Below are 3,599 nucleotides of genomic sequence, written 5' to 3' on the forward strand. Positions count from 1 at the left end.
TTAGGTATTGACGGTATAAGTCATAAAGCTGCTCTTGATAATCGTGGTGAGACAATTGCGGTTTTAGGTAGCGGATTAGCGAATATTTACCCGCGACAACATACTGAATTAGCTGAAAAAATAAAAAACTATGGTGCTTTGGTTTCAGAATATTGGCCAGATGCACCGCCATTACCTAAGCAATTTCCCAAGAGAAACCGTATTATTAGTGGGTTAAGTAAAGCAGTTATTGTAATCGAAGCAGGAATGAAAAGTGGCTCACTGATAACTGCTAGATATGCATTAGAGCAAAATCGTGATTTATTTACATTACCTGCTCCATTGGGCAATCCTGCATTTCATGGTAACCATTGGCTATTACAGCAAGGAGCTTATCTATTAGCTGAACCTGAGGATATTTTGCGGCATATCGGTGATGGGTTAAATTGGATACAAACAGAATTACCTATAGAAGAGACACCACTTGAGTTTAATGTGGTAGAAAATAAAATTTTAGGTATGGTGGGGTACCAAGCGACACCCGTTGATGTTATTGCAGAACAAACCCAAATTCCAGTTACTCAAATTATTACCATATTAACTGAGATGGAAATTAATGGAGTAGTTAGCTCGGGGGCTGGTGGGTATACCAGATTAACTTAGTTAAAAGCAACAGTAGAGAAAAACATGTCTAAGCAACTGCCCTTCGATACAGAAAAAAATGAACATTGTCCAGAATGCGATTCTTTGCTTGTTATTCGCAATAGTTCACATGGGCCGTTTTTAGGCTGTTCAAGTTATCCACAATGCCATTATATGAGGCCGCTAAGGCCTACGGTAGAAAGTCATATTGTTAAAGTATTAGAAGGTCAACATTGTCCGAAATGCAATTATGACTTAGTGCTGAAACAAGGGCGATTTGGCATGTTTATTGGGTGTAGTAATTATCCTGAATGTGAACACATTGAGCTAATTGATAAACCGGATGAAACTAAAATTTCGTGCCCGCAATGCCAAAAAGGGAATTTATTACAGAGAAAATCACGTTTCGGTAAGACTTTTTATGCTTGCGATAATTACCCTAACTGTCAGTTTATATTAAATAATAAGCCTATTACTGGTAAATGTGAGTATTGTGAGTATCCATTACTTATGGAAAAAAGGGGGGGACAGGGAGTAAGATTATTTTGTGCCAGCAAACGCTGCGGTAAGCAACAAGAAGAACAATGAGTTAAAACTATGTCAAATATATCTACACCTGCAATTGAAAGTATCATAAGTTCATTACAGCACGAGGAGGTTATAGCCTACCCAACAGAAGCAGTATTTGGACTAGGCTGTGACCCTGATAGCGAAACGGCAGTACGTAAGTTATTAGAATTGAAGCAACGCCCTTGGGAAAAAGGATTAATCCTTATCGCTGATAGTTACGAACAATTAAAAAACTATATAGATGATGAGCAGTTAACGGAAGATCAGAAACAAGCGATGTTTGCAACATGGCCGGGGCCAGTAACATGGGTGATCCCCGCAAAAGTAACGACGCCAAAATGGTTGACTGGTCAGTTTGATACCATCGCAGTGCGAGTTACAGACCATGAATTAGTAAAAAATTTGTGTCGTCATTATGGCAAGCCTCTGGTATCTACAAGTGCTAATTTAAGTGGATTAGAGCCATGTAGAACAACGGAAGAAGTTATGGAGCAGTTTGATGGAAGTATTCCTGTCCTTGATGGAATAGTTGGTGGCCGTCAAAATCCATCTGAAATAAGAGATGCCAAAACCGGGCAGTTATATCGTAAAGGATAATATACTATGGAAATGTTTGCGGTTTTTGGTAATCCAATTCAACACAGTAAATCACCTGTTATACATAAAATGTTTGCAGAGCAAACAGGGATTGCCCTTGAATATGAAAAAATTCTAGCGCCTGTAGAGGGATTCGAACAAAGCCTAATAGGTTTTTTTTCACAAGGTGGAAAGGGCGCAAACATTACATTGCCATTTAAAGAGCGTGCTTTTCAGGTTGTTTCTGAATTAACGACAAGAGCTCAAACTTGTGGTGCAGTTAATACGGTTATGAAGCTTGATGATAATCGATTGCTGGGGGACAACACAGATGGAATGGGGCTTTTGTTAGATTTGCAACGTTTAAAGTTTATTCATCCAAATAGCCGAATATTAATGATTGGTGCTGGTGGTGCGACACGTGGAGCATTATTGCCACTTTTAGAATATGGTTGTGATATCACTTTGGCGAATAGAACCTTTTCTAAGGTTGAATTATTAGTTAATGAATTTTCAGCACTAGGTAAAATGTGTGGGAAAGAGATCTCACAGATCGTATCTGCTGATTTTGATCTGGTCATCAATGCGACTTCATCTGGTGTAAGTGGAGAGGTTCCTGCAATCAATCCAAATGTGTTTAGCGATCAAGTTGCATGCTATGACATGTTTTATCAATCATCATTAACGCCCTTCCTTGAGTTTGCGACTCAACATCAAGTGACTAAAATAGCCGATGGCCTAGGTATGCTAGTAGGGCAAGCCGCGTTTTCTTTTAAACTATGGCATGGCATTCTTCCCGAAATCGCACCTGTTCTATCTACCTTATATAAGGAATTGAAAGGATGAATCAGCAGATTCAATTTCCTGATAGAGAAGTGTGGGATGAGCTATCCAAACAAGTACGTTTTCCTGTATTGATCAGCGGAATGCTTGCTGAATGTGCAATTCCTCAGTCATTGTTATTTCAACGTTATGGTAAAGAAGAAACGCCTCTGAGGTTATTTCAGCAATATCGATGGGATATAGAAGAAGAGTTTGAAGCCTTGATTGAACAAGGCCTCGATAGTGAAGATGGGCTTTACGTATTATCAGAAGCTAAATAGTTATTTTTCCATTCAACATAGTTATTCGCTGAATAACGTAAATGGCCTAACTCAGCATCAGTCAATTTTCGTATGGCTTTTGCTGGGCTCCCTGTATATAAGTAACCGGCTTCGAGCCTTTTTCCTTGTGTCACTAAACTATTAGCTCCAATAATAACATCATCCTCGACTATAGCCCCATCAATGACAATTGAACCCATTCCCACGAGAACTCTATTTCCTATGGTGCAGCCATGTAACATAACTTTATGGCCAATGGTGACATCTTCTCCAATGATTAACGGGTTCCCCTCTGGATTACTTGCCGACTTATGTGTGACATGTAGAACTGAGCCATCTTGAATATTGGTGCGCGCGCCAATAGAAATATAGTTAACATCACCACGCAAAACACTGAGAGGCCAAATACTGACATCATCAGCTACGCGAACATCCCCAATTACAACTGAAGATGGGTCAATGAAAACGCGTGCATTAATCGAAGGGTAAATACCTAAATAAGGACGTAAAAGTGTATTCATAGTGATAACCGTAAAAAGAAATAAAGGATAGCTGTTAAATAACTCGTTAGTTCATTATGAATTTATGAGCCAAGTAGGTTGCTAAAGCTAGAATTATAGTCATGAAGTCGTTCTTTTTATAATCGTTATGCAGTGAAAAAGCACAAGGTGGCTATTTTATCCGCAAACGGAGTTTTTTTTTAAAAAAAAGGTTGTGTAATTCTGAAGG

The 3,599-nt window shown here is 38.9% G+C and carries 6 protein-coding genes; 5 read left to right on the top strand and 1 reads right to left on the bottom strand.

Annotated features, from left to right (window positions below; genetic code table 11):
* The 5 genes from PR800_RS19435 to PR800_RS19455 all read left to right on the top strand — a co-directional run.
* Nucleotides 1-642 (top strand): DNA-processing protein DprA (locus PR800_RS19435; RefSeq protein ID WP_272531261.1); only part of this gene is annotated, 642 nt, incomplete at its 5' end.
* A gap of 24 nt (nt 643-666) precedes the next feature.
* Nucleotides 667-1,209 (top strand): DNA topoisomerase family protein, encoded by a 543-nt coding sequence (locus PR800_RS19440; RefSeq protein ID WP_102140610.1) that lies wholly within the window; start codon nt 667-669, stop codon nt 1,207-1,209.
* A 9-nt stretch (nt 1,210-1,218) separates the two neighbouring features.
* Nucleotides 1,219-1,788, top strand: a complete 570-nt coding sequence (gene tsaC, locus PR800_RS19445; protein WP_102140611.1) for an L-threonylcarbamoyladenylate synthase type 1 TsaC — start codon at nt 1,219-1,221, stop codon at nt 1,786-1,788.
* 6 nt (nt 1,789-1,794) lie between these two features.
* A complete protein-coding gene (aroE, locus tag PR800_RS19450) occupies nt 1,795-2,613 on the top strand; it encodes a shikimate dehydrogenase (RefSeq protein ID WP_102140612.1) in 819 nt (272 codons plus the stop codon).
* Nucleotides 2,610-2,870 (top strand): DUF1488 domain-containing protein, encoded by a 261-nt coding sequence (locus PR800_RS19455; protein WP_206276761.1) that lies wholly within the window; start codon nt 2,610-2,612, stop codon nt 2,868-2,870. The genes aroE and PR800_RS19455 overlap by 4 nt, the downstream gene beginning before the upstream one ends.
* Here the strand turns inward: PR800_RS19455 and PR800_RS19460 are convergent.
* Complete coding sequence (locus PR800_RS19460) at nt 2,846-3,391, bottom strand: gamma carbonic anhydrase family protein (protein WP_206276760.1); 546 nt, start codon at nt 3,389-3,391, stop codon at nt 2,846-2,848. The two genes, PR800_RS19455 and PR800_RS19460, sit on opposite strands and share 25 nt — an antisense overlap.
* Nucleotides 3,392-3,599: the final 208 nt, after the last annotated feature.

It is taken from the genome of Providencia sp. PROV205 (assembly GCF_028479505.1).
Classification (GTDB): Bacteria; Pseudomonadota; Gammaproteobacteria; order Enterobacterales; family Enterobacteriaceae; genus Providencia; species Providencia huaxiensis.

What these genes read in the sequence shown, in the direction of transcription:
- aroE (WP_102140612.1), top strand. Translation starts at nt 1,795, where the DNA reads ATGGAAATGTTTGCGGTTTTTGGTAATCCAATTCAACACAGTAAATCA.
- tsaC (WP_102140611.1), top strand. Translation starts at nt 1,219, where the DNA reads ATGTCAAATATATCTACACCTGCAATTGAAAGTATCATAAGTTCATTA.
- PR800_RS19460 (WP_206276760.1), bottom strand. Translation starts at nt 3,391, where the DNA reads ATGAATACACTTTTACGTCCTTATTTAGGTATTTACCCTTCGATTAAT.
- PR800_RS19440 (WP_102140610.1), top strand. Translation starts at nt 667, where the DNA reads ATGTCTAAGCAACTGCCCTTCGATACAGAAAAAAATGAACATTGTCCA.
- PR800_RS19455 (WP_206276761.1), top strand. Translation starts at nt 2,610, where the DNA reads ATGAATCAGCAGATTCAATTTCCTGATAGAGAAGTGTGGGATGAGCTA.